General features: G+C 35.4%; 22 protein-coding genes, 1 tRNA gene and 1 pseudogene. 14 read left to right on the forward strand and 10 right to left on the reverse strand.

Annotated features, from left to right (window positions below; genetic code table 11):
* Positions 1-105: 105 nt before the first annotated feature.
* From rpoD to OOK85_RS07505, 8 genes are all read right to left on the reverse strand, one after another.
* Positions 106-2058: an RNA polymerase sigma factor RpoD gene (gene rpoD, locus OOK85_RS07470; RefSeq protein ID WP_264703152.1), complete on the reverse strand. Its 1953-nt coding sequence runs from the start codon at positions 2056-2058 to the stop codon at positions 106-108.
* 138 nt (positions 2059-2196) lie between these two features.
* Positions 2197-2508: a cation:proton antiporter subunit C gene (locus OOK85_RS07475; RefSeq protein ID WP_264703154.1), complete on the reverse strand. Its 312-nt coding sequence runs from the start codon at positions 2506-2508 to the stop codon at positions 2197-2199.
* Entirely contained in the window at positions 2505-2924 is a 420-nt protein-coding gene (locus OOK85_RS07480) for a Na(+)/H(+) antiporter subunit B (RefSeq protein WP_264703155.1), read from the reverse strand. The genes OOK85_RS07475 and OOK85_RS07480 overlap by 4 nt, the downstream gene beginning before the upstream one ends.
* Positions 2917-3444 (reverse strand): DUF4040 domain-containing protein, encoded by a 528-nt coding sequence (locus tag OOK85_RS07485; protein WP_006280630.1) that lies wholly within the window; start codon positions 3442-3444, stop codon positions 2917-2919. Before OOK85_RS07485 ends, OOK85_RS07480 begins: the two co-directional genes overlap by 8 nt.
* A gap of 1 nt (position 3445) precedes the next feature.
* Positions 3446-3733: a monovalent cation/H(+) antiporter subunit G gene (locus OOK85_RS07490; RefSeq protein ID WP_264703158.1), complete on the reverse strand. Its 288-nt coding sequence runs from the start codon at positions 3731-3733 to the stop codon at positions 3446-3448.
* Positions 3734-3739: 6 nt separating this feature from the next.
* Positions 3740-3985 carry a monovalent cation/H+ antiporter complex subunit F gene (locus OOK85_RS07495; protein WP_007548527.1) on the reverse strand — a complete coding sequence of 82 codons (246 nt, stop codon included), beginning with the start codon at positions 3983-3985 and terminating at the stop codon, positions 3740-3742.
* A gap of 28 nt (positions 3986-4013) precedes the next feature.
* Positions 4014-4421 (reverse strand): DNA-directed RNA polymerase subunit omega, encoded by a 408-nt coding sequence (rpoZ, locus tag OOK85_RS07500; RefSeq protein ID WP_007548528.1) that lies wholly within the window; start codon positions 4419-4421, stop codon positions 4014-4016.
* A gap of 60 nt (positions 4422-4481) precedes the next feature.
* Positions 4482-4778 (reverse strand): helix-turn-helix domain-containing protein, encoded by a 297-nt coding sequence (locus tag OOK85_RS07505; protein WP_010081926.1) that lies wholly within the window; start codon positions 4776-4778, stop codon positions 4482-4484.
* A gap of 436 nt (positions 4779-5214) precedes the next feature.
* On the opposite strand from OOK85_RS07505, the gene purE reads away from it, so the two are divergent.
* The 7 genes and pseudogenes from purE (at position 5215) to OOK85_RS08050 (ending at position 15262) form a co-directional block, all read left to right on the forward strand.
* The gene (purE, locus tag OOK85_RS07510) at positions 5215-5706 is read left to right on the forward strand and encodes a 5-(carboxyamino)imidazole ribonucleotide mutase (RefSeq protein ID WP_006280351.1); all 492 of its coding nucleotides are present in this window, start codon (positions 5215-5217) and stop codon (positions 5704-5706) included.
* A gap of 7 nt (positions 5707-5713) precedes the next feature.
* Positions 5714-7537, forward strand: a complete 1824-nt coding sequence (gene mutL, locus OOK85_RS07515) for a DNA mismatch repair endonuclease MutL (RefSeq protein WP_264703164.1) — start codon at positions 5714-5716, stop codon at positions 7535-7537.
* A 710-nt stretch (positions 7538-8247) separates the two neighbouring features.
* The gene (locus OOK85_RS07520) at positions 8248-10911 is read left to right on the forward strand and encodes a 2-oxoglutarate dehydrogenase E1 component (protein WP_264703165.1); all 2664 of its coding nucleotides are present in this window, start codon (positions 8248-8250) and stop codon (positions 10909-10911) included.
* 523 nt (positions 10912-11434) lie between these two features.
* The gene (locus OOK85_RS07525) at positions 11435-12187 is read left to right on the forward strand and encodes an IS5 family transposase (protein ID WP_264702263.1); all 753 of its coding nucleotides are present in this window, start codon (positions 11435-11437) and stop codon (positions 12185-12187) included.
* Positions 12188-12471: 284 nt separating this feature from the next.
* Complete coding sequence (locus tag OOK85_RS07530) at positions 12472-13116, forward strand: alpha/beta hydrolase (RefSeq protein ID WP_319803679.1); 645 nt, start codon at positions 12472-12474, stop codon at positions 13114-13116.
* Positions 13117-13121: 5 nt separating this feature from the next.
* On the forward strand, positions 13122-13937 hold the full coding sequence (locus tag OOK85_RS07535; protein ID WP_264703169.1) for an SDR family oxidoreductase: 816 nt from the start codon (positions 13122-13124) through the stop codon (positions 13935-13937).
* Positions 13938-14169: 232 nt separating this feature from the next.
* Positions 14170-15262: pseudogene (locus OOK85_RS08050) on the forward strand (IS3 family transposase).
* Here the strand turns inward: OOK85_RS08050 and OOK85_RS07555 are convergent.
* Positions 15257-16116 (reverse strand): IS630 family transposase gene (locus OOK85_RS07555; protein WP_264702431.1). Its coding sequence is split into 2 segments (ribosomal slippage): positions 15257-15792 and positions 15792-16116, totalling 861 coding nucleotides; the frame shifts between segments, so codons are not numbered across the junction. The pseudogene OOK85_RS08050 and the gene OOK85_RS07555 overlap by 6 nt on opposite strands.
* 320 nt (positions 16117-16436) lie before the next feature.
* Entirely contained in the window at positions 16437-17276 is an 840-nt protein-coding gene (prmC, locus tag OOK85_RS07560; protein ID WP_264703172.1) for a peptide chain release factor N(5)-glutamine methyltransferase, read from the reverse strand.
* Between the two features lie 869 nt (positions 17277-18145).
* Here prmC and rpsL point away from each other — a divergent pair.
* The 7 genes from rpsL to nusG all read left to right on the forward strand — a co-directional run bounded on the left by rpsL (position 18146) and on the right by nusG (position 23418).
* A complete protein-coding gene (gene rpsL / locus OOK85_RS07565; RefSeq protein ID WP_006279787.1) occupies positions 18146-18520 on the forward strand; it encodes a 30S ribosomal protein S12 in 375 nt (124 codons plus the stop codon).
* A gap of 5 nt (positions 18521-18525) precedes the next feature.
* The gene (rpsG, locus tag OOK85_RS07570; RefSeq protein WP_264703177.1) at positions 18526-19005 is read left to right on the forward strand and encodes a 30S ribosomal protein S7; all 480 of its coding nucleotides are present in this window, start codon (positions 18526-18528) and stop codon (positions 19003-19005) included.
* A 21-nt stretch (positions 19006-19026) separates the two neighbouring features.
* Positions 19027-21102, forward strand: coding sequence for an elongation factor G (gene fusA / locus OOK85_RS07575; RefSeq protein ID WP_264703179.1), 2076 nt, complete (start codon positions 19027-19029; stop codon positions 21100-21102).
* 11 nt (positions 21103-21113) lie between these two features.
* A complete protein-coding gene (gene tuf / locus OOK85_RS07580) occupies positions 21114-22286 on the forward strand; it encodes an elongation factor Tu (RefSeq protein ID WP_264703181.1) in 1173 nt (390 codons plus the stop codon).
* A gap of 13 nt (positions 22287-22299) precedes the next feature.
* A tRNA-Trp gene (locus OOK85_RS07585) sits at positions 22300-22372 on the forward strand.
* A 19-nt stretch (positions 22373-22391) separates the two neighbouring features.
* A complete protein-coding gene (gene secE, locus OOK85_RS07590; RefSeq protein ID WP_022626186.1) occupies positions 22392-22592 on the forward strand; it encodes a preprotein translocase subunit SecE in 201 nt (66 codons plus the stop codon).
* The gene (gene nusG, locus OOK85_RS07595) at positions 22582-23418 is read left to right on the forward strand and encodes a transcription termination/antitermination protein NusG (RefSeq protein WP_264703184.1); all 837 of its coding nucleotides are present in this window, start codon (positions 22582-22584) and stop codon (positions 23416-23418) included. Before secE ends, nusG begins: the two co-directional genes overlap by 11 nt.
* Position 23419: the final 1 nt, after the last annotated feature.

Genomic DNA, 23419 nt, shown 5'->3' on the forward strand with positions numbered 1-23419 from the left:
ATTCATAAAAAAAGAAAAATAGCGGTGAAATTATACAACTTTGGCCTAACTTGCTCTCCACTTTTTCCGGGCAAAATCAGCTTCTTCTTAACTTGACACGTATACTTAAAAGAACCCTCTAAGTTTTCTAGCACGGCTTGGATGTTTCAACTTGCGCAGTGCTTTTGCCTCTATTTGCCTAATTCTCTCACGTGTTACATTAAAAATTTTTCCTACTTCTTCTAAGGTATGTTCCTTCCCATCTTTACCAAGGCCAAAACGCATTCTTAAAATTCTTTCTTCCTTTGGCGTTAAAGTTGCAAGAACATTGGTTGTAATGCCACGCAAGTCAGCAAGTATTGCAGCATCCTCTGGCCTGGAGACTCGCTTGTCTTCTATACAATCACCAAAGGTACTACTATCATCTTTTCCTGTTGGAGCTTCAAGACTTACTGGATCCCTTGCTATTTTCATAACTTTGCGTATTCTTTCCAGTGGCATTGTCAGTTCTACACTCAATTCCTCTAACGTCGGCTCTCTTCCCATCTCATGAGTCATCTTTCTTAATGCTCTGTTGATTTTACTGATAATTTCCACCATATGAACTGGTATTCTAACTACTTTAGACTGCTCAGGTATTGCCCTAGTGATTGATTGTCTTACCCACCAAGTGCCATAAGTTGAAAATTTATATCCACGTTTGTAATCAAACTTATCCACGGCCTTCATAAGACCAATATTGCCTTCTTGTATCAAATCAAGCAGATCAAGGCCTCTTTTTGAATACTTCTTAGCAATGGAAACTACTAGCCTTAAGTTAGCCTTAATCATCTCTTGCTTTGCTTCAGAGACTTCTCGTTCGTGTTTTTGTATTCTCCTGATTAGCTCCTTAAATTCTTGTACGTTATCTTCCTGTATATGCTGCTTAATACCGTTCAAGGTACTAGCTATATGTTCAGAGTTATCGTCTATAAACCTTAAAAATTTGTTTTTTAATTCACCTGTAAAAGAGGACTGATTTTCATTGATCTTTAAAAGACTTATCTTTTTCAATTCGTGCTTTAAAAGCACGTCATCATAAACTTTATAGAAACTTTCTCTATCGATATCGTATTTTCTAGCCTCAGCAATAAGATTAGCCTCTTCAAGCGTAATGGATCTATTTATCTTATAAAGTTCTTGTGTAATTCTGGCAACAGCAGCATCACTTAACTTAATTTGTAATGCTATAGACCATATTTGATTATACAAATTTTCTAGCTCATTAGAGAAATTTTTAGAATTTTTTCTTAATATCAACGCTTCATTTGTTAAAGTAATTATCTCATCCAATGCAACTATGACCTTTGGCAATAAGTCACTTTCCATTTCAAGAATAGAAACATTTAAATTGACTGAACTTATATCTTCATTATTACCGTCTTTCTCATCATCGCTTTTTTTACTATCTTTCTCATCATCACTACAGTACTCAGCATCTTCAGAAACATCCTCAGAATCCTCAACATCTTCAGCACTTTCTTCACTCTCTTCACTTTCTTCTTTGGGTACCACATTAAAATCAGAGTTATAAATTGCATCCAGATCTATAATTTCTCTCAGTAAGAGAGCTCCATTACTTAAATCATCACGCCATACTTTTATCACCTTTAATGTTACTGATGTTTCAATTATTGCACGTAACATGTTATGCTTTTCAGATTCAATTTTTTTTGCTATCTCGATTTCATCTGCCCTTGATAAAAGCTTTACGGAGCTCATGTCTTGTAAATAAATCCTCACTGGATCATCATTTTGTACTAAAGTTGCAGTAACATTTGGCGATGTGTCATCATCATCAAGTTTACTATCATCACTGTTGGAAGGAATATCTTCTTCATCTTCGCTACTTTCAAGCACATTAATTCCGGAATCCTGCAATAAAGATATAGCATCATCTATAAAGTCAGACGAAAAATTTTCATCTGATAATTTATCATTTATATCATCAAAGGTGATAAAACCACCCTTTTTTATACTCTTAGTTACCAGATCTTTGATAATTTTTTTCTTATCTTCTGCATCATTAATAGTTGACATCATTACCTTTATAGTTTATAATTTTATTTCTTATTAACAAACAAACTTACAACGAGCAAGTCTATAATTTTACTTTTAACTTGTGGCTATTTGTTACTTCATATAGTTTAAGATACTGTTAATTTATGTACACTTGTCTTAATCAATTGTTCCATACTTTTCTTCCATTTTTACTGCTATGGATAATCCAACTGAAAATGTTGCAATTCCAACCACTATAGCAGTAAGCATTAAAACATGGGGTACAGGATTGCTATATGAATAAAAATTTGAAACCAATATAGGAGGCAAGGAACTTTTTATATATCCTAGAGATATGTAAAATAACAAAACAGATGCTTGGAAGACGCTTACCCCTATCATTTTCTTGATTAAATTTTTATCGTTTATAATAATGTATAAACCTAGCACCATTAATACAATAATAATCGTATAATTATATAAAGTCATTGTTTTTTCCTACGAGCAAAATTTATATATATAATTAACATAGAGGAGCAGACAGTAAATGCTACACCTAATTCCACCAAAAAAATACCTAATTTTTGACCGGTTCTATTATTGGTTAACAAGATATCATAAGATAAAAAATTTTGGCCAAGTAAAGTTGTTGCAACGCCCGTTCCTCCATAAATTAAAATACCTAACACGTCAGTCAATCTAATCACAGAATAAGGTATTGCTTTTAGAGTTGTAGATACACCAAATAGCATTGAATATAATATTATCCCGGAGGCAATAATTATCCCTGCTTGAAAACCTCCACCCGGAGTATAATCACCGTGAAATTGTATGTATAAACCAAATAAAATGATAAAAGGTATCATCAAAAATGTTACTGCATTTAATATCGGATCTTTAATCATTTTCTTTTTCTTCTTTTAATATCAACGTTATACAAAGCGCAGCAGTAAAAACTACTATAGTTTCTCCAAACGTGTCATAACCACGAAAGCTTGCCAAAATAGCTGTCACTATATTAGGAATACCGGTAGCTTTTTCGGTATTTTCCACATAATAAGGAGCAACATGCAAGTGGATCGGAGCATTGTGGCTGCCAAAATCTGGCAATTGAATCATAAAATATGACAAACATACAGCCAGAAATAACATAAAAAAAAGCGTTATAGGGTTATGAGATAGATTTACTTTATGATTCTTTATCAAGGAGAGTGCTGCAAACGTAAAAACTGTACTGAGCCCCGCACCAACAGAAGCTTCAGTAATTGCAACATCAGGTGCATTCATAATTAAGTATATAAGCGCAATCAGTGAACTAAATACACACATTAGAACAGCACTTACGACTAAATGTTGCGAGAAAACTATAAAAACCGTAACTGTTAGTAACAACAAAAGTAACACTACATTTAATATTTCTAACACCTTAGCCTTCTTTAACAGTTTTTTTCTTAACTTTATAATGAGTGCGCGCTAAAATATAGCTATTAGTTGAGTTAGCTACCCATATTATAAAAATTAATAATACTATTTTAACAGTATTGATTGAAAATCCATTCTGCAAAGCAAAACCAATTAACAATAACGTTGCACCGCTAGAATCTGTAATACCTGCTGCATATAACCTAGTATAGAAATCAGGAAATCTGATCACCTCTATATTTGAAATAATTATCAAACAAATACCTAAAAATATGAAAATGGATCCTATCATAAATTATCAAAACAACATTAATCTCATTAGTGCTATAGTTGATATAAAGCTAACGCTAGCATACAACAATGCTATATCAATTAAAAAAAAATTATTCAGAATGATTGATATTGCTGTTATAAGTACAACTACTTGCGTTGAGAAATTATTGAACGCTAAAACCTTATTGTACACATCATTTGACTTAGACACTATGCAACACAACATTACACTCATACAGAACAACAGTGTATAGATAGCAATGCAAATCATTTAAAGACTATGTAACTTCAGTAGATTTCTAAACGGATACTTCTTCATCGCCATCTTGATCATTTATTTCATCATCTATTTCACCATCCACTTCATAATCTTGGCTTTCTTGACTTGCATCAAGATCTGTGTTATCAGAAAAATTTAATAAATTCGCTAGCTTACTTGTATTACTGCTGTAAACATTATTCATATTTCCTTTCATGTATTCCTTGCATCTACCTACCAAAAGACTAAACAGCTCATGAGTATCCACCTGTTTTCCTGCTATTTCATGTAAGGAAACTATGGTATTTTTATGACCTTTAAACTTAGCTGCTTGAATTGGATTACTTGCCCCTGTATTTAAATCATGTGTTCTTTGACTTGCCAACAGAACCAATTTGAAACGGTTACTTACCCGTTCTATACACTTTTCTACAATAGACTCAGCCATAAGATACTACCTTAATAAGTTTTATACTATATCACAAAAAACAAGTTGTCAACTTTGTATCTATTGCGATTCAACTTCATGTTTTACTTTTTCTGCCTCAGATTTTATTTCTTGGCTTTCTGTCATCGTGATTGTTATCTCATGATCAAGTTTTTTTAGAAATCCTAACAATCGCTCTAAAGAAAAACCATCTATTTTACCATTTTTAATTTGCGATACCTTTGGCTGATCAATACCAAGTTTCTCAGCTGCAAAAGCCTGAGTCCAAGCATTTTTTTCTATAATTTTATTTATTATATAAAGCAACTTTGTTTTTATTCCTGCACTGTCTAAGTTATTTAACGATATTATTTCCATAATTCTTACACTCACATATCAATTAACTTTATTAAACATTATAACATAATATTTAATATACCAAGATATTAATATCATGTAACTTGTCAATAATTATATGATATCAATATTTAAAACTTTAAGTTGATTATATATTAATATTTTTATCAAATTTCTAGTAATTTTAAATTACCATTTTACCATCAGTCTATCTGAAAAAACCATTTATAGAAAGAACAAGCTAAGATTACAAAGCTTGAAATACAAAAATAATTATTTTATAAATTTATCTTACATAAGAAGTTTATATCTCTATATCTTAATATAAATATTTATTTAAATTTTTAAAATTTCTATTTTAACGAGAATTCTATATATTATATTTATAATATAATTTAAATATTTGTTGCTTTTTAGCTGGAACATTATTTAGTTAGTAAGTAAAATTGTGTTGAATATGACAAAAATAAAAAAAGATGTTGCTGTTATTATGGGAAGTGAGTCAGATTACACCACTATGGTCCATACTGTTGATATGTTAAAAGCATTAGAAGTTTCACATGATATATTCATAATATCTGCACATAGAACACCAGAAAGGCTCTTCAATTTTGCTAAATCTGCACAAGAAGAAGGTTTTAAGGTTATTATAGCTGGTGCAGGAGGTGCAGCTCATTTACCTGGTATGGTTGCGTCACTAACTTGTTTACCAGTTATCGGCGTTCCTGTGCATAGTAAACAATTAAATGGGCTGGACAGTCTACTCTCTATAGTTCAAATGCCAAAGGGTGTTCCAGTTGCAACCATGTCTATAGGAGAAAATGGAGCATATAATGCTGCCATTACTGCCGTATCTATATTGTCAATTTCCAACAGTGAAATTGCAGGTAGGTTAAAAAAGTGGAGAGAGAAACAGACCAAAGAAGTAAAAGAAAAACCAGTTTCATAATAAATCTATGGCAATAATTCTTTTAGACACAAAAACCATAAACCGTATAGCAGCGGGGGAGGTGATAGAAAGGCCAGCAAGTGTAGTAAAGGAATTAGTGGAAAATGCAATAGATGCTGGAAGTTTAGAAATAGAGATTAAAATAGAAAGTGGTGGGCGTAACCTTATTATTGTGACAGATGATGGTAACGGAGTAGAAAAAAACGATTTAGAACTTGCGTTTATGCGCCATGCTACTTCAAAATTGAGCGACAATGAGTTGATAGAAATCAAGCATCTTGGCTTTAGAGGAGAAGCTCTGCCTTCAATAGCAGCAGTAAGTAGGATAAAATTATCGTCTAAGGCAAGAGAAGCAAATGAAGCATGGTCTATAAGTTATGAGGGTGGAGAGAAAATAGGGGAGCAAACTCCTTACTCTTTATCACAAGGCACACATATTGAAGTACGAGATTTATTTTTTGCCACTCCAAATAGACTAAAATTTCTAAAAACTGAAAGAGCAGAAACTCAAAGCATTTTTGATATTGTAAACAACCTAGCAATAATTAACTATCATATAGGGTTTACTCTCACTTCAGGTAATAAAAAGCTCTTAAAATACGCTAAGCAGACTTCGTTATTTCATAGATTGTGTGAAGTAGAAGAAAAATTTCAGGGCAGTTCTCTGGAGATTAATGAAGAAGACGGCATTAAACTTACGGGACACATCTGTAAACCGACCGTCAATCGTGGTAAGTCAACTCAGATCTATACGTTTGTTAATGGAAGGCCAATCAAAGATAATCTACTTATTGGCGCAGTTAGGTATGCATATCATGATTTTATTCCAAGCGATAGGTATCCTTTCGCAGCGTTACATTTAGAGATACCTTATGATCAAGTAGATGTAAATGTGCATCCAAATAAGTCAGAAGTAAGGTTTCAGAATAAGAAGCTCATATATGAGATAATGACAAGAGGATTAATTAAAGCATTGTCAAGAAGGATAGGCACTTTTCCAGCGCATGACCAGAAAATGGATTCAACATTGCCGGATCCTTTTGATAAACCTAATGTTCAAAAGGAATTTTATGAAAAAAGACCAAGTCCTTTTAAAAATCAACTAATAAAAGAATTTGCTTCTCCAAATGAAAAAGCAAAAGGCTTATCAGAACAGTCAAAATCGTTTGATTATACCGGCATACAGAAATTTCCATCACAAGCGGAGACTATGGTTCTAGAAAAAAAGGTGTTAGAGCAAGTTGATTTGATAGAGAGCCACCCGCTCGGGTTTGCACGCTGTCAGGTCTATAATACTTACATTATTGCAGAGGTAAGAGACAAATTGATTATAGTCGACCAGCATGCAGCCCACGAAAGGCTAGTATATGAATGCTTAAAACAAAAATCAAGTATAAAAAGACAAAAACTACTTCTTCCTGAAATGGTTGAAATCAAAAATCAAGCCGGAATGGAGATGATTGAAATCTATAAAGATAAGTTATTTGAAATGGGTTTTGATATTGAAATCAAATCAGAGAATAAAGTGATAGTAAAAGAAATCCCTGCAATTTTGGGAGCAATAGATGTGAAAGAGATGCTAATTAATATAGTCGATAGATTAACGGAAATAGAAGATACATTGCCAGTAGAAGATAAAGTGAACAAAATATTGGCCACTATTGCTTGTCATGGATCAATTAGAGCGGGTAGAAAAATGAGGTTAGATGAAATGAATGAGCTGCTGAGACAAATGGAAAAAACCCCATATTCCGGGCAATGCAACCACGGAAGACCAACTTATATAGAAATGAAACTCAGTGATATTGAAAAACTTTTTGAGCGGAGGTAAGAGGTTGCCATAAATATGTAAGTGCTCCTTCCTCGTCATCCAAGTGGCTCATAGAAACGGATTAAATGCAAAACTTACTTGACACATTTTGCCAGCCCCCTTATTATGGCATTAAGGGTATTTATGACTCAAAACTTGTTTTTGACCTGCAGGCTCAATGACAAAATTCAGTAAAAAACTTAGGGCATTTTTTGGCAGATTACATAAAATTATAGCGGCTGCATGTCTTTTAAATTTTTTCTACATTCAGCCAAACCGCGCTTAAACTAAGCGTCAGCACATTATTACAGCACCAATTTACAGTATTAGAGAGTCAAAACCAGCACCACGGGATTTTTTTACCTTTTTTTTCGTTTGGTAAATTTCTTAAATATTTATGGCTAAAGTAACTTAGGTTCACCGACAATCGTCATCCCGCTACGTGTTAGCTGATGAGATACCGCGAATGAATCACGGTATGACGTAGAAGCTATACTTTTATACTCACCAACTCAGTATGCAATCTGGATCCAAGTGTCGGCTACTCGGATGACACCATAATAAAGTGAAACTAGATTCCACCTTCACGCACTGGGATGACACTATTTGCTATGTAATTTGTGCCATATTACAATAGTTGTAAGTGCAACTTAATAATTAGAAACGAAAGGAGTTCTTTTTTAAAAAACTTAAGTTATACTTATAAGTGTTTGATATCTTATATAGTAATTATGTCGAGTTTAAGCTGCCTTTATGGTGATAATGCAGAATTTGTGGAAGAAATGTATAGCCGTTATTTGCAGGGTGATAAATCAATCGGGGAGGATTGGTATAGAATTTTTTCAAGCAATTTAGAAGTTAATAAAGCGGAGACCTGCGGTGCACAACATGTAACTAAGGTGGATGATTCAGTTTCTAGTTTAGCAAATTTTTTCAGATCTTACGGTCATTTTTTTGCGGATCTTAATCCGTTATCACCCAATGTGAATAAGGAAGTAGATTATCAGAAATATTCGAATCTATATCCGGCAAGTGACGCTGGAATCTATAGAGATATTTACTGCAAGAACATCGGTTTTGAATTTATGCATATCTCCTCTTATGAGGAGAGGATGTGGCTGCAGGAAAAGATCGAAAATCAAACCTATACGCTGAGTTCACAAGATAAAAAGGAAATACTGAGGCACTTAATTGAATCTGAGATGTTCGAGCAATTTCTTCATATGAAATTTCCTGGATATAAACGTTTTTCTATCGAAGGTGGGGAATCAGCTATCGTTGCAATTGAGAGAATCATTAGTGATTCTGCAGCTTTTAGTATTGAAGAAATAGTTCTTGGCATGGCTCACCGCGGACGACTCAATATTCTAACCAAAGTTATGGGCAAAGAATATGCGGCAATGCTATCTGAATTTCAAGGCAATCTTGCATATCCAGGTGGTCTTGAGGTGTCCGGTGATGTTAAATATCACCTTGGTTACTCTTCTGATCAAACACTCGCCGGTGGTAAGAAAATACATTTAAGTTTATGCCCTAATCCATCTCACCTTGAAGCGGTAAATCCGGTTTTGGCTGGAAGAATAAGAGCAAAACAGAATATAAGATCTGTGCTTGGCATATCAATTCATGGTGATGCGGCTTTCATCGGCCAAGGAGTGGTTGCTGAAACTCTAACCTTAAGCAATATTGAAGGTTATAAGGTAGATGGCATTGTGCACATTGTTATTAATAACCAAGTTGGTTTTACTGCTAATCCGTGTTGTGCGCGATCCTCTTTTTACTGTACTGATGTAGCAAAATCAATAGAAGCTCCAGTGTTTCACGTTAATGGAGATAACCCAGAAGCTGTGAGTTTTGCTACAAGTCTGGCGATGGAATATAGGCAGAAATTTAAAAAGGACGTAGTGATTGACATAATATGTTACCGCAAATATGGCCATAATGAAGGTGATGAACCGAATTTCACTCAGCCACTCATGTATAAGGTAATATCAAAGCATAAAACTCCAGGAACACTGTATGAAGAGAAGTTGATCGCAGAGAAAGTATTAAGTGGTGATGAGGTAAATAAATTGCGCAGTGAGTTCAGGGCAAGATTGGATAAAAGTCTTGCTGAATCAGCGGCTTATACTCCAAAAAAAGCTGACTGGTTTTGTGGAGTATGGTCAAAATTAAGAAAGGCAAGGTTGAACGATTTGAGCGAATACTATACAGATTCTGGTGTTCCGCCAGATGAGTTGAAAAAATTAGGTGTACATATAAATAGCAACATCCCAAGTAGCTTTAACATTAACAATAAGGTTAGAAAAATACTTGATGGCAGAATAGACAGCATAAATTCCGGTAGTAATATAGACTGGGCAACTGCCGAAAGTCTTGCGTTTGCATCACTGCTCACAGAAGGAATAGGAGTGCGTTTATCAGGACAAGACTCTGGTCGTGGAACTTTCTCGCACCGTCATTCAAGGCTTGTTGATCAGGTAACAGAAGAAGCGTTTATTCCGCTAAACAATATAAATGAAAAGCAAGCTCACTTTGAGGTCATAGATAGCGCTTTATCAGAGTATGCTGTAATGGGCTTTGAATATGGATATAGCCTTGATTCCCCATATTCACTGGTGCTCTGGGAAGGACAATTTGGTGATTTTGCAAATGGTGCACAAATTATGATCGACCAGTTTATTGCATCTGCAGAAACAAAGTGGTTGCGATCAAGCGGTCTAGTTTTGTTGCTGCCTCATGGTTATGAAGGACAGGGACCTGAGCATAGCTCCGCGCGTATAGAGAGATTTTTGCAACTCTGCGCAGAAGATAACATGCAAGTTGTTAATTGCTCTACTCCAGCAAATTATTTTCATGCTTTACGCAGGCAAATCCACAGAGACTTTCGCAAGTCTTTAGTAGTGTTTACACCTAAATCACTATTGCGTCATAAAAGAGCAGTTTCTAACCTATCTGACTTTGAAGGAAAATTCCTCACGGTAATCCCAGAATATAGAACAGATTTGGTTCTAAATGATAAAATACGTAAAGTTGTAATATGCAGTGGTAAAGTTTACTACGACATAATTGAAGTATGTGAAGCACAAAAAATAAACGATATAGCAGTAATACGTTTGGAGCAATTCTATCCGTTTCCGGCCGATAAACTAAGCAGTGAACTTGAGAAATACGAGAACGCTGAAATTATATGGTGTCAAGAAGAACCAAAAAATATGGGAGGATGGTTTTTTGTCAACCCATTGATAGAGGAAGTGTTATCCAATCTCAATATTCAAGCAAAAAGACCTAAGTGTATCGCAAGACCTGCTGCTGCATCTCCTGCATGTGGTTATGTTAGTGTTCACACTCAGCAGCAGGAGGAAATTTTAAAGCAGGTTATGCAGGGGATCTAGCACAATTGTGCAAATATTGAAGCGAAAGCTGGCAAGCGAACATTGTTCATCAGATCTTGACGCTGGGCACTGCAGCCAGGCGCGATAGAAAACGTATCACACCAATCAAACCTCTTTGATGCTCAGACAAATATAAAAAGACTTTCATTCGTATCTGTTCAGGATAGCGGCAAGACCATAGAGTAAATGTGAGGTAAGTCCTTACAATAAATGGTGTCATCCCAGTGCTTGACACTGGGATCCAGCTTTTGATCGAAAATGTTGTATAGTGCGTTTGTTTACAATTTTTCTGGATCCCAGTGTCTGGGCACTGGGATGACACCTTTGTGTTTGAGGCAAAATCGGCTATAACACTTAACATACTGCCTTTGCAAACAAATGTTCGTACAGTTAGTGCGACCCGAAAGTCGTGATTTTGTGATGGTTAAATTCCATCTTCCCTAGGCTCTGTGGACAAAAAATATGAAAAGAGAGAAAAAGATGGTAGTTTAGCCTAATAGGTAAAAAATGGAGAAACTACCATATGCAATATTACATCAAAGAGGAAAATTGGAAACAAATTTTAGAGTTCATAAAAAGCGTAAAAGGAATGCACAGCAAAAATGAAAAACGTTTAAGAATATTCATAGAGGCAGTGTGGTACATAGTGCGAAGTGGTTGCCAATGGAGACTTTTACCAAAAACTTATGGTAATTACAGGAGTATACATAAGCGATTTAAAAGATGGTGTGAAAGAGATGTCTGGAAAAAATTGCTTGAATATACTAAACAAGAGCCTGATTTAGAAGTTGCTATAATCGACGGTACGATCATCCGAGCCCATCCATGTTCATCTGGATATACAAAAAACTCCAAGGATCAAGAAGCTTTAGGGAGGAGCAAAGGTGGCTTTACAACTAAAATACATGCGCTTGTCGATGCACTTGGAAATCCACTTAAATTTACTCTGACTCCTGGTCAAAGAAATGAAATTACGCAGGCACAAGTGTTGACCGAAAGTATCTATAACTCTACTGTAGTAGCTGACAAGGGCTACGATAGCAATGCCTTTGTTACAAGTCTTGAAGACAAGGGATGTACAGTAGTTATTCCGCCAAAACGGAATCGAAAAGTGCAAAGGTATTACGATGAGCATATCTACAAAGAACGTCATTTGATTGAGTGTTTTTTTGGTAAAATTAAAAATTTTAGGCGCATTTTTTCCAGATTTGATAAAACTGCTGAGGTTTTTATGGGTTTTCTCAATTTTGTTGGAGCTCTTGTATGGCTTCTCTAAAATTTTGTCCACAGAGCCTAGTAATATAGAGAATGCTGTATTTAAGCTATAAAAACAAATTTACCAAGCTTTGAAATGTTAATTACATGGAGAAGTATGTATGACAAACACCAAGTTAGAGAGAAGCCGGATGTGGTGAAAGTCACAAGTCCGGTTTTGAAGTCGAGTGGGGAGAGGTGACTTTCTCCACTTAGATAACTGAGCTAGTGTACATAATTGCACATGGGTTTTTACAAATTTGAAAATTAGTGTTAAATAAAAATATAAATGCAAAAGGAAAAGAAATGATTGAACTTAAAGGCCCAGAAATTTGTGCAGGCGGAAATAAGAAAAATTTGATTATTTTTTTACATGGTTGGGGCTCAAGTGGCGATAATTTCATTCACCTTGTTAAAGTTATGAGCAAGTTTTTACTGGGTTCATATTTTGCAGTACCCAATGCTCCGTTTGAAAGAGAAATAGGTGATGGTTATCAGTGGTTCAGCTTGGAAGATCGTAGTGAGGAAGCGCTATATAATGGAGTAAAAAATGCTACATCAATTGTAAATCATTTCATTGATACAAAATTAAAGGAGCTTAATTTAAAAGATACGCAACTTTCTTTAGTTGGATTTTCTCAAGGAGCAATGCTTGCAATACATACAGCTCTCACCCGCTCTCAATTCTGTGCATCAGTTGTTGCATACTCTGGTAGATTTCTTTCACCTTCAAAAACTGCACCAGAGATCAAGTCAAAACCTAACATATGTGTTATCCATGGTGATGCTGACGACGTGGTACCTTTTTCGTCCCTCGACTTAGCGGTTAAAGCTCTGAAAGAAAATGGAGTAAATGTTGAAGGACACCCAATTCATGCATTAGGGCATATTATTAATGAAGAGGGAATAAAATTAGGAGTAGAATTTATCAAGAAGAATTTTAAAAATTAATTTTCATGCACTTGTTTTGCTTTGGTTATGGATATGTAGCTAAATTTTTATCGAAAAAATTACTGAACTTAGGTTGGAAAGTCAGTGGCACATCAAGAAGTAAAGATATACAAAATGTAATCCTCTTTAATTATGAGAAGGTTAGCCAAGATCTGCTTAAAAGCGCAACGCACGTTTTAATTTCTATTCCTCCAGATGGTGATGATGTTGTGGAGAGATACGGTGATTGCCTGCAAAATGTTAAATGGTTTGGTTATTTGTCTGCAACTAGCGTCTATGGTGATCACTCTGGTAATTGGGTGAATGAGGAATCTGAAACAAAACCTATAGAAATCAGAGGAGAAAAGCGCCTTAGATCTGAAAAGAGGTGGCTGAATAGCAAACTGCCTGTACATATTTTTCGTTTAGCTGGAATATACGGTCCTGGTAGGAACGTGTTAATTGACTTGCAGCTTGGCAAAGCAAGAAATGTGAAAAAAGAAGGGCATTTTTTTTCTCGTATTCACGTTGAAGATATATCGAATATTTTATTTTCTTCCATGCAAAACATAAAACCTGGTGAAATATACAATTGTGCAGACGATTTACCCACTACACAATCTGAAGTGGTAATATATGCGACCAAACTTCTCAATGTTAGCCCTCCAGAACCAATTAAGGCTTCTTCCCTACCAGATTATGCACAGAGTTTTTATTTAGGATCAAAAAAAGTAAGTAATGTTAAAATTAAAAAAGATCTTAATGTCTCTCTAATTTACCCTAACTACAAGGTGGGATTAGAAAGTTTGCATGTAAAAAAAACTGAAATCACATCAGAATGATAGATAGGCTTATTGTCACTGCCATTAAGTTAAGGAAAGAATGGTTAAAAACTGAACTAAAAAGTCAGAAATAATTAAGGATTTATGACAAATGCTGAAACAGAATAGAGTAAACTTTAAAGCAGATAAACTCTGAAGTGTAAATTACTTAAGAAATAGTGACCTTACCCAGAAAAAGTGGAGAGAAAGAAAAGAGTTTTTTTTGGTAAAATAAAATTTTGGAGGATTAGAAATGGTAAGAGAATATACAGCAGAATTCAAATTGGAAGCTGTTAAACTGGCAAATGAACAAAGAAAGGCAGGTCAAACAATTACAAAAATAGCAAAGGATTTAGGAATAAAGGGTGGTTTATTAGGAAAATGGATAAAGAAACACAACGAAAAAAAGTCGGCAGCAGATGCATTTCCAGGTAGAGGTAACATGGCTCCTTACGACAAAGAGAGGTTTGATTTACAAAGAGAGTTAGCAAGAGTAACAAGGGAAAGAGACATTTAAAAAAAAGCCCTGGCCAGTCAAAAAGAGTAAAATATTTTTTTATAAAAGAGCATAGTAACTGCTATAAAGTACAGGAATTATGTAGGATTTTCTGCTAGTGGCTACTATAAGTGGACCACAAGAAAAATAAGCAGTAGAGAATCAGCAAATAAAGAGCTACTCGCAGCTATTCAAAAAATATATCAAGTTTCTAAATGTAGATATGGAGCTCCTAAAATTCATGCTGAATTGAAGGCTTTGGGTAAAAGTTGCAATTTGAAAACGGTGCAAAGTATTATGCAGAAAAATGACATCAGGGCTATACTGAGAAGAAAGTTTAAAATTAAAAAACAACAAACAGATAATAGAGCTGTAGCTCCCAATATACCAGATCAAAACTTTATTGTTGATCAACCAAATAAAGTATGGGATTACTTACATCAAAACCAAGGAGGGATGGCTATATTTGGCAGCAATAATTCTCACGTATGGTAGTTAATGAGTAGTGCAATAAATAAACAATTGGTTATGAACTCTTTATTAATGGCCATTAATAGGCGTAAACCTGTTAAAAATCTACTGCTGCACAGTGACCAAGGTTCACAATATACTGCGCAAGGGTATCAATATCTCTTAGCTGTAAAGAATATAGATGAATAATAAAGGCTGTTGTTACGACAATTCTGTTGCAGAAAGCTTCTTTAGCTCATTGAAAAGAGAAATACTTATTGATACTTCACAACACTCTGCTCAACAAACTAGAACTGCAATATTTGAATACATAGAAATTTTTTATAACAAACAACGTCACTATTATAGCTCTTTTCATAATAGTCCGGAAAGTTCATAGAAAAGCAGAATCAACAGCATGACGAAAAGATGTGAATAGAGGAATGTTTTTCCTAGCTCTGTTTTTTATAGCAAACCAATGATGCTCAATTTTGTTAAAATCGGGAGAATAAGGCGGTAGATATAAAATTTCTGCACCAACTCCTTTAGCAAGTTCAGTAATCTTATTAGACTTATGAAAAGTAGCATTATCAAGGATAACAGTTTGTCCAGGTTCCAAAATCGGTGTTAGGAACTGCTCAAACCATTTATTAAAGATATCCATATTACAGTGGCCTTCAAATGTTAACGGAACAACTATTTTTCTGCCGTTTAAGGCTGCAATCATACTGATTCGTTGAATTTTTTTACCAGATTTTAGAGCATAAAACCGCTGTCCTTTCTGAGAATATCCATAGGGATAGTCTTCGGTATTATCAATACCAGATTCATCTATATATACTAAGTTTTGAGGTTCTTTTGTTGCTATAATTTTCAAAAATTCAGCACGTTTTTCTTCATTCCTTTCTTTGTATCCATATGTCTTTTTTTGCGTGTGAGTCCAATTTTTTTAAGAGCTCGATGAATCGTTGGGATACTAACATTACTCCAAAGCTTAGCCATTTCCGATAGAGTTTTTCCACCATGTTTTTTGGCAAATTCAGTAAATTTATTCCAGTCGGTAATTTTGTGATTATAACCTCCATTTCCAAGTTTTTTCGACTGAAAATCTCCTGTTTCTTTTTTTCTTTGCTGCCACTCCCATAATGTAGTTCTTCCAATTTTAAATCTTGCTGCTACCGTTTCTCTGCTTTCCCCTTCGTCTAGCACTTCCATTGCTTTTTTTCTTAAATCATAACTATATGCTGCTGGCATACTTACCTTCACTACTATAAACTCTTATTTTAACCCGTTTGGACCATTATGAAAAGAGCTATAACTGAGGAAATAAATATAGGTAATCAACTATTTCACACACACGGTATAGAGGCTGGTCTTACTTTCCATTTTGCCAGCAAAGCTTAAACGTGTTGCCCTTTAAAAAATGCATAAAACCGTTCCTGTCATCCTATGGCTTGACCATAGGATCTAGTTAAATATAGATCCCAGTGTCACGCACTGGGATGACGAGGTAAAGGGTACTGGGATGACATAGGATAATATGGGATGAAGGAGATAATACAAGAAAACATTAGCTATGTTTTTTGCATAACAATGCATCTCTTCATTCCCGTTAAGTCATATACATATTCCTGAAAAGCTAATTCGTATGAGGGGATTATTTTGTCAATATTGCTTTGATCTTCACCTATCTCCAATATCGCAAACCCATTTTTTTTAAGGCACCTCCTTAATATTGGAAAAATGCTCAAGTAACAGCTCAAACCATCAATACCACCATCAAGGGCAATTCTTGGTTCCTTTTGCACTTCAGCTTGCAAGTCTTTCAATTTGCTTCTTTTAATATATGGAGGATTACTGATTATAAGATCGAATGAACCTCTGCACTCTGTCCACGAACTTGGAAATATTTTGGCTCTGCTGAGAAGATCATGTTTTTTTGTGTTCTGATAGGCAACTTTATATGCTTCCAAGCTTTTTTCAAAACCGACGCCAACAGCATATTCATACTCACTAAGTACGGATATCAATAAACAACCTGTGCCTGTACCAAAATCTGCAATTTTTAGTTTCTGTTTTTTGTTTGGGTAATATTTTAACACTGCTAGGATTATTGTTTCACTATCTGGCCTTGGATCTAAAACATGCTGGTTAACTATAAAATTTTTACTCCAGAATTCACGATTACCTATTATTTGCGATATTGGATATCTTTCCGCTCTTTTTTTTGTTAACTTCCAAAATAAAAGTTCTTTCTCCATCGGCACTTGATCAGCATGGTTCATAATTATGAATGATCTTTCCACTCCAAGTACGTGCTGCATGATGATTTCACAATCCAAATGTGGTGATTCAACTTTATGTGACGATAATAACTCCGATCCTTCTTGAATTAAAGTGCTGATTGTTTTCATTATTCTAAAAATGTGTTCCTTTCAGCCAAAAATAGCAAGATGAGCTTCCAGTTTAGGGTAGCTGCACTAAATCCCAGTGTCAAGCACGCAGCTGTACGAACATTGCAATTTGCAGATCCAAGTAGCTTGGCTACTTGGATCCAGCTAAGTTGGTGAGCATAAAAGTATAGCTAATGCGAGCTTTACGTCATACCGCCGCAGTATCTCTTAGCCGCTAACACGTAGCGGGATGACGGTTGTCGTTTAGCCATAAACATTAAGAAATTTACCAAATAGAAAAAAAAGACAAAAGAAGCCCCGGCTAATATCTATTTAAAAACATTGGCGTTTTTTAAGTCTTAAACACTGCAATTTAGCTGCATTTTAAATGCAACTCACCTTAGTTTAAATGTTTAAGAAATTTACTAAGTAGAAAAAAAGGCAAAAGATATCCCGTATTAGCTAGTTGTCACTCTCTAATCCTGCAAATTGGCGTACTATACTGTCTTAAACGCTTTATAAGCGCGTTTCAGCTTATATAGGTAAAAACCCAGAAATGTTGTGAAGACGTAAAGTGTGCATAGTGCAAAAAATTAAAAATAAGACGCCAATTACGTAATACTGTTGTCATTTAATCTGCACAGATTGAAGATAAATGAATACCTTCAGTACCATGATAATGGGGCTGGCGAAGGGTGTCAAGTAAGTTTTTTCGTTTCTACTGAATGACAGTTGTGGCTTGGGAGGTAGTGCAAGAAGTCTACTGATGGCTTTCAAGGCAGTTGAGCTTAATTATTAGAGTAGTAATGTTTATTTTTATATTGACTATTGAGGTTTATTATTTTATAACTAAAAACTTAGTTATTTTAATGAGCTTGAGTTTATAACATATGCCTACGATAAATCAATTAATACGTAAGGGTAGATTAGGATTGACCCATAAGAAAAAGGTACCAGCTTTGGGAGAAAGCAACCCTCAAAGGAGAGGTGTTTGCACTAAGGTGTATACTACAACTCCTAGAAAGCCTAACTCAGCACTCCGTAAAGTAGCCAGAGTAAAAATTAGTGGGTATGGTGAAGTGACGGCTTATATACCTGGTGAAGGTCATAATTTACAAGAACACTCTGTTGTTTTGATACGTGGTGGGCGGGTTAAAGATTTGCCAGGTGTGCGTTATCACATAATAAGAGGTGCCCTTGATCTGCGTGGTGTGCAAAATCGAAAGAAAGCTCGTTCAAAATATGGTGTAAAGAAATCTGGTTAAAGTTTATGGCTCGTCGGAATAAAGCAAAAAAAAGAGAAATAAGTCCTGATTCGCGTTACAGCAGTGTTTTGCTGATGCGTTTCATTAATACAATCATGAAATGTGGTAAAAAATCTACTGCAGAAAAGATTATCTATGACGCTTTGTCTTTAGCTGAAAAGAAAATAGGCGAAGGTGGGTTATCAATTTTTGAGACAGCAGTAGGAAATGTTACTCCTTCTATAGAAGTGCGTTCTCGACGCATTGGTGGTGCAACTTATCAAGTACCTGTTGAAGTTCGACAAGATAGAGCGGTTTCTTTAGCGTTAAGGTGGATTGCTAAAGCAACTTCTGCTGCTCGAAAAAAGAGTGGAAAAACCACTGTTGATTGTTTGCAATCTGAAATACTGGATGCTTATAATAAACGCGGTGGTGCGTTTAAGATGTGCGAAGAAAAATATAAAATGGCTGAAGCTAATAAGGCATTTTCTCATCTTCGTTTTTAATGTTAGCTAATTAATTGTGATATGGAAATTGGAATATCTAAATACAGAAATATAGGGATAATGGCTCACATAGATGCTGGTAAGACTACCACAACAGAGCGTATTTTATTTTATACTGGTAAGCAAAATAGAATTGGTGAAGTGCACGATGGTGCAGCTTCTATGGATTGGATGGAGCAGGAAAAAGAGCGTGGTATTACAATCACATCTGCTGCAACAACATGTTTTTGGAATGATCATAGGGTCAATATAATAGACACTCCTGGTCACGTTGATTTCACTATTGAAGTTGAGAGATCTTTAAGGGTTTTGGATGGTGCAGTTGCTGTATTTGATGGAGTTGCTGGAGTTGAACCTCAATCTGAGACAGTGTGGCGTCAAGCTGATAAATATAGCGTTCCTCGTATCTGCTTTGTTAATAAGATGGATAGAATAGGGGCAAATTTTTATCGATGTGTTGATATGATAAAGACGAAGCTTGGTGCAGCACCTTTAGTTATTCATTTACCAATAGGGAGTGAGAAAGATTTCAAAGGTATAATTGACCTTATTTCTATGAAAGCAATTATATGGCAAGAAGAAACGTTGGGCGCTAAATTTTCTTATGAAGATATTCCTTCTGATTTGCTTGATAAGGCTCAAGAATATCGAAATCTTTTATTAGATGCTGCAGCTGAGATGGATGATGAAGCGATGAATACTTACTTTGAGTCTAATGATCTGCCAGTCGATTTACTGAAAAAATGCGTGAGAAATGGGGCCATTAAAGGAAAATTTGTTCCTGTCTTATGTGGATCAGCTTTTAAAAATAAAGGCGTACAACCACTTTTAGATGGTGTGGTTGACTTTTTACCTTCTCCTATTGATGTTGATGTAATTGTTGGAATTGATCCTAAAGATTCAGAAAAGAAAATTGAGGTCAAACCTTCAGAAAAAGAGAAATTTGTTGCTCTTGCATTTAAAGTGATGACGGATAAATTTGTAGGCAGCTTGACGTTTATCCGTATTTATTCTGGTAAATTAAAGTCTAAATCTACCGTTTCAAATGCGTTAAAAAACGAAACTGAAGGGATTGGCAGAATGTTACTTATGCATGCAAATAACCGAGAAGATATAACTGAGGCTAGGGCTGGAGATATAGTTGCTTTAGTTGGGCTAAAGAAAACAACCACCGGAGATACTTTATGTTCTGTTGATTTTCCTATATTATTGGAGCGTATGGAATTTCCTGAGCCTGTTATTGAAATTGCTGTGGAACCTAAAACCACTTCAGATCAGGAAAAATTAGGTATTGCTCTAAATAGGTTGGTTGCAGAAGATCCTTCTTTGAGAATGTCAGTAAATGCGGAAAGTGGCCAGACTATATTGAAAGGCATGGGTGAGCTCCATCTTGAGATTATTGTTGATAGAATGAAGCGCGAATTTAATGTTGAGGCTAACGTCGGTGCTCCTCAGGTTGCATATCGTGAAACTATCACTAAATCTGTTGAAATTGATTACACTCATAAAAAACAATCTGGTGGAGCTGGTCAGTTTGCTAAGGTTAAAATAAAATTTGAACCTCTTGAGCCTGGTTCTGGGTTTCAATTTGAAAGTAAAATTGTAGGTGGTGCTATTCCAAAAGAGTATATTCCTGGGGTAGAAAATGGCTTGGAGTTGATAAAAGAAGGTGGTATAATTTCGGGATTTCCGTTGATTGATTTTAAGGCTACCCTTCTTGATGGTGCTTTTCATGAGGTTGATTCTAGTCCTTTAGCTTTTGAACTTGCTGCTAAAGGTGCTTTTAAAGAGATGGCAAATAAAGCTGGTCCAAAAATGCTGGAGCCTATAATGAAAGTTGAAATCATTACTCCTGAAGAATATATGGGTGATGTTATGGGTGATATAAATAGTAGAAGAGGAAATGTTGCTGATATGCTCGATTTAGGTAATAATAGTAAAATAATTACTGCTTCGGTACCTCTTGCAAATATGTTTGGTTATATCAACGTTTTGCGTTCTATGTCTCAGGGAAGGGCGCAGTATAGTATGCATTTTTCTTGTTATGAGCAAGTGCCACAATATGTGGTTGATGAGTTAAAGTTAAAGTATAATTAAGGGTAATAATTATGACAGCAATAGTGGAAGCATTTGGAAAGCCGCATGTAAATGTGGGAACAATAGGACATGTGGATCATGGGAAGACGACGTTAACAGCGGCGATAACGAAGCATTATGGAAATTTTGTAGCGTACGATCAGATAGATAAAGCGCCAGAAGAAAGGAAGAGGGGGATAACGATAGCAACAGCGCATGTTGAGTATCAGACGGAAAAAAGGCATTATGCACACGTTGATTGTCCTGGACATGCTGACTATGTAAAGAACATGATAGTAGGTGCAGCACAGATGGATGCGGCGATATTGGTAGTGTCGGGAGTTGATGGGCCAATGCCACAAACGAGAGAGCATATATTGCTGGCGAAGCAGGTAGGTGTTGGATATATCGTGGTGTATATAAATAAAGCTGATGTTGCTGATGCTGATATGATAGATTTAGTAGAAATGGAAGTGAGGGAATTGCTGAGTAAATACGGATTTCCAGGGGATGAAGTGCCTGTGATAGTTGGTTCAGCACTCAAGGCGCTGGAGGATGACAGCAGCGAATATGGAAAGAAATCAATAGACAAATTGATGGAAAAGTTAGATGAATATGTAGCGGTTCCACCAAGGCCTGTGGATTTACCATTTTTATTGCCAATTGAAGATGTATTTTCGATATCGGGGCGAGGAACGGTGGTAACAGGAAGAATAGAGAAGGGAGAGATAAAGACGGGAGAAGAGATAGAGATAATAGGTCTGAAAGCAACGCAAAAGACGATATGCACAGGTGTTGAGATGTTTAAGAAGTTGCTGGATAAGGGAAGTGCAGGACTCAATGTAGGAATATTGTTAAGAGGAACAAAAAGAGAAGAAGTGGAGAGAGGGCAAGTATTAGCGAAACCGGGGACGATAACACCGCATAGAAAGTTTAAGGCGGAGGTTTATATATTAAAGAAAGAGGAAGGAGGAAGGCATACACCATTTTTTGCGAATTACCAGCCACAGTTTTATTTAAGGACAACGGATGTAACTGGGAGCATAAAATTGCTAGATGGGAAGGAGATGGTAATGCCAGGAGATAATGTGAGTGTAGAAGTAGAATTGCAAGTACCGATAGCAATGGATAAGGGATTGCGTTTTGCGATAAGAGAAGGCGGTAGAACTGTTGGTTCTGGTGTTGTTTCTGAAATTTTGGAGTGAGAGTTTGAGTTATAGGAGTGTAGCTCAATTGGTAGAGCGCTGGTCTCCAAAACCAGAGGTTGTAGGTTCAATTCCTATCGCTCCTGCATTAATGTTGTGGTGGAAATGTTAAAAAGTTTGTGTGGTTTTTTCTGTGATATAAAGCAAGAAATACGAAGAATTGCTTGGGTAAAGAAACAGGAGGTGTTGTCATCTCTATTTGTTGTAATGATTGTTATATTATGCTTTTCGATTTTCTTCTGTTTTGTGGATTTTATGTCTCTTTACGTAATTAAGGCTTTATTTGGAATTATTTATGGAATGTGAATATAAATGGTATATCATTAAAGTTGATTATGGATATGAGCAAGGTATACGCGAATTGGTAAGTAATGCTGTTTATTTTAAGGAAGTGTTTATTCCTTATCAAACGGTATGTAATTCAAAGTCTGATATAAAAGAATTATGTGAAGTGTATGTATATATGCATCTGTGTGATGAAAGCAAAAATATTTTGAATCAAACGCCTGGATTCTGCAGTGGCGAATCTGGTAATTTTGAGATGATTTTAGATGATGAGATAAGTTTAAAGTGTAAAGAATTTAATAGGTATAAATGGTATATCTTGAGAGTTGCTTCTAATTGTGAAGAGAAAGTGCGCCAACATATATTGGAAAATTCTATGAGATTGGGTGTTAATGATTACTTTAAGGAAGTTTTTATTCCATATGAAGAGCTAAGTGAAGTAGAGTTGAAATCTAAGAAAATTGCTACACGAAGGAAATGCTTTCCTGGTTATGTCTTTTTATACGTGAATTTATGCGATGAAGTATTGAATTTTATCAATAATATACCAAAATCTCTTAAGGTTTATGAATTTTTGAAAAACGGTAATATTCCAAAGGTGATTTTGGATGATGAGATTCACTCAATGTGTAATGCACTTTATAATGCTCAAGAGACAAAGAAGTTAGGTTATGGTTATGAAAAAGGTGAAAAAGTGAAAATTAATGATGGTCTTTTTCAAAATTTTACTGGTAAGGTAAATATGGTAAACGATGAGAAAAAAATTATTAATGTGGAAGTATCGATTTTAGGTAAGCCGACAATAATAGAGCTTGATCTGGCTCAAGTAGAGAAAATAGAGGATTAAT

This window comes from Wolbachia endosymbiont (group A) of Volucella inflata, from assembly GCF_947250665.1.
Lineage (GTDB): Bacteria > Pseudomonadota > Alphaproteobacteria > Rickettsiales > Anaplasmataceae > Wolbachia > Wolbachia pipientis.

Coding starts and splice junctions, on each gene's coding strand:
- rpoD (WP_264703152.1), bottom strand. CDS start 2,058: ATGTCAACTATTAATGATGCAGAAGATAAGAAAAAAATTATCAAAGAT.
- mutL (WP_264703164.1), top strand. CDS start 5,714: ATGGCAATAATTCTTTTAGACACAAAAACCATAAACCGTATAGCAGCG.
- OOK85_RS07530 (WP_319803679.1), top strand. CDS start 12,472: ATGATTGAACTTAAAGGCCCAGAAATTTGTGCAGGCGGAAATAAGAAA.
- rpoZ (WP_007548528.1), bottom strand. CDS start 4,421: ATGGCTGAGTCTATTGTAGAAAAGTGTATAGAACGGGTAAGTAACCGT.
- rpsG (WP_264703177.1), top strand. CDS start 18,526: ATGGCTCGTCGGAATAAAGCAAAAAAAAGAGAAATAAGTCCTGATTCG.
- OOK85_RS07525 (WP_264702263.1), top strand. CDS start 11,435: ATGCAATATTACATCAAAGAGGAAAATTGGAAACAAATTTTAGAGTTC.
- OOK85_RS07495 (WP_007548527.1), bottom strand. CDS start 3,985: ATGATTTGCATTGCTATCTATACACTGTTGTTCTGTATGAGTGTAATG.
- fusA (WP_264703179.1), top strand. CDS start 19,027: ATGGAAATTGGAATATCTAAATACAGAAATATAGGGATAATGGCTCAC.
- OOK85_RS07480 (WP_264703155.1), bottom strand. CDS start 2,924: ATGATTAAAGATCCGATATTAAATGCAGTAACATTTTTGATGATACCT.
- tuf (WP_264703181.1), top strand. CDS start 21,114: ATGACAGCAATAGTGGAAGCATTTGGAAAGCCGCATGTAAATGTGGGA.
- OOK85_RS07535 (WP_264703169.1), top strand. CDS start 13,122: ATGCACTTGTTTTGCTTTGGTTATGGATATGTAGCTAAATTTTTATCG.
- secE (WP_022626186.1), top strand. CDS start 22,392: ATGTTAAAAAGTTTGTGTGGTTTTTTCTGTGATATAAAGCAAGAAATA.
- rpsL (WP_006279787.1), top strand. CDS start 18,146: ATGCCTACGATAAATCAATTAATACGTAAGGGTAGATTAGGATTGACC.
- OOK85_RS07520 (WP_264703165.1), top strand. CDS start 8,248: ATGTCGAGTTTAAGCTGCCTTTATGGTGATAATGCAGAATTTGTGGAA.
- OOK85_RS07475 (WP_264703154.1), bottom strand. CDS start 2,508: ATGACTTTATATAATTATACGATTATTATTGTATTAATGGTGCTAGGT.
- purE (WP_006280351.1), top strand. CDS start 5,215: ATGACAAAAATAAAAAAAGATGTTGCTGTTATTATGGGAAGTGAGTCA.
- OOK85_RS07505 (WP_010081926.1), bottom strand. CDS start 4,778: ATGGAAATAATATCGTTAAATAACTTAGACAGTGCAGGAATAAAAACA.
- nusG (WP_264703184.1), top strand. CDS start 22,582: ATGGAATGTGAATATAAATGGTATATCATTAAAGTTGATTATGGATAT.
- OOK85_RS07490 (WP_264703158.1), bottom strand. CDS start 3,733: ATGATAGGATCCATTTTCATATTTTTAGGTATTTGTTTGATAATTATT.
- prmC (WP_264703172.1), bottom strand. CDS start 17,276: ATGAAAACAATCAGCACTTTAATTCAAGAAGGATCGGAGTTATTATCG.